Consider the following 1772-nt stretch of genomic DNA (forward strand, 5'->3'; position numbering starts at 1 on the left):
CCGGGCGCAGGCAGCGGTCCGCTGGCCGGGCTGGGTGTGCTGTTCACCGGCTCGCTGACCACGCTCACCCGCTCCGACGCGGAGCGCCGCGCCGTGGCCGCCGGGGCCAGCATTCTCGGCAGCGTCAGCAAGAAGCTGGACTTGCTGGTGGTGGGCGACAAGCCCGGTTCCAAGCTCGACAAGGCCGCGAAACTCGGCATACGGGTACTGCGGGAACAGGAGTTCCTGGACCTGCTGGAAGGCAGGGGCGGGGATGTGCCGGGGGACGGTGATCGAGCGTCCGGCAACGAGGGCGAACCGTCCGACGTTTCGGCGGATGTTCCCGCCGCCCGTGAAGTTTCCGCCGAGGCGCCCGCCGCGATCTCTGCCGACGCGGCATCAGGCGTGGCTCCCGGCGTGCCTCCCGTCGTGTCGGGCGGCCCCGGCCATGCCGACATGACCGACAGGCCCGACAAGACGGACAAGGCCGACGCAGCGGCCATGTCCCGCAAGAAGGACCAGCATTCGCTGCTGTGATTTCCGCCAGTTCCGATCAGACGCCACGCACGCCGGGCCGCATCCGGTTCCGGCGGCGCGCGCATAACGCATAAGGAGCGAGCATGAGCACTTCGATCATCGTCACGGGCGCCGGTGGCCGCATGGGTTCCACCATCTGCCGCATGGCGCAGGAAGACCCGGCCCTTGCGCTGGCCGCCGTCGTCGAGCGTCCCGAACGCCTGGCCTCGCTCGACGTGTGGAAATGCCCTTCGGGCAGCGACCCGGATGCGGTGTTCGCCACGGTGCCCGGCGGCGTGGTGGTGGACTTCACCTCGCCCGAGGCCAGCATGGCCAACGCCCGCGCCGCCGCCAGGGCCGGGGTGTCGCACGTCATCGGCACCACGGGCCTTACCGCCGAGCAGAAGGCTGAACTGGCCGACCTGGCCAGGTCCGCGCGCATCTTCTGGGCGCCCAACATGAGCATCGGCGTCAACGTGCTGCTCAAGATCCTGCCGCAACTGGTGCAGCAACTGGGCGAGCAGTACGACCTGGAAATGGTGGAACTGCACCACAACCGCAAGAAGGATTCGCCCAGCGGCACCGCCCTGCGCCTTGCCGAATGCCTGGCCGAGGCACGCGGCTGGAACCTGCCGGATGTGGCAAACTACCACCGCGAAGGCATCATCGGCGAGCGGCCCAAGGACGAAATCGGCATCCAGACCATCCGCGGCGGCGACGTGGTGGGCGTGCATACCATCTATGCCATGGGCCCCGGCGAACGCATCGAAATCACCCATCAGGCCCACTCGCGCGAAAACTTCGCCCAAGGGGCCCTGCGCGCCGCAAAGTGGCTGCCGCAGCAGCAGCCCGGCACCCTGTATTCCATGCTGGACATGCTGTAGCCTGTGATTGAAGAATACGCGGGGGAAGGGAGGAACTTTTGGAAAAGTTCCTCCCTTCCCCCGCACCCCCATCCCTCCTCAAAACTTTTTATTTGGGGGCTGGGAGTGGGTACGCTGGGATCGTGGTTGGCACCGGCTGCGCCTTGCCAGTATGCGCCCCAATGAAAACGTTTTGAAAGAGGGGAGAGGGGTTCGGGGAGAGGGGAGAAAACTTTTCCAGAAGTTTTCTCCCCTCTCCCCGAGGTCCATCCCAGCCTCTGTCATTCCGGAGAACATCAATGAACATCGCGTTGTTGCAGTTGAACTTGGTGGTGGGCGACGTGGCGGGCAATGCGGCGCGCATCGAGGCGGCGGTCCGCGCCGCGTCGGCGCGGGGTGCGGGGCTGGATCGGA

The 1772-nt window shown here is 66.7% G+C and carries 2 protein-coding genes; both read left to right on the plus strand.

The genetic code is table 11. The features are described 5' to 3' along the window. The coding region (locus tag FVW20_RS14245; protein ID WP_307831554.1) for a BRCT domain-containing protein at nucleotides 1-516 on the plus strand (516 nt) is incomplete at its 5' end. An 83-nt stretch (nucleotides 517-599) separates the two neighbouring features. After that, nucleotides 600-1379, plus strand: a complete 780-nt coding sequence (gene dapB, locus FVW20_RS14250) for a 4-hydroxy-tetrahydrodipicolinate reductase (RefSeq protein WP_196610137.1) — start codon at nucleotides 600-602, stop codon at nucleotides 1377-1379. Nucleotides 1380-1772: the final 393 nt, after the last annotated feature.

This window comes from Nitratidesulfovibrio oxamicus (assembly GCF_015731765.1).
GTDB lineage: Bacteria > Desulfobacterota > Desulfovibrionia > Desulfovibrionales > Desulfovibrionaceae > Cupidesulfovibrio > Cupidesulfovibrio oxamicus.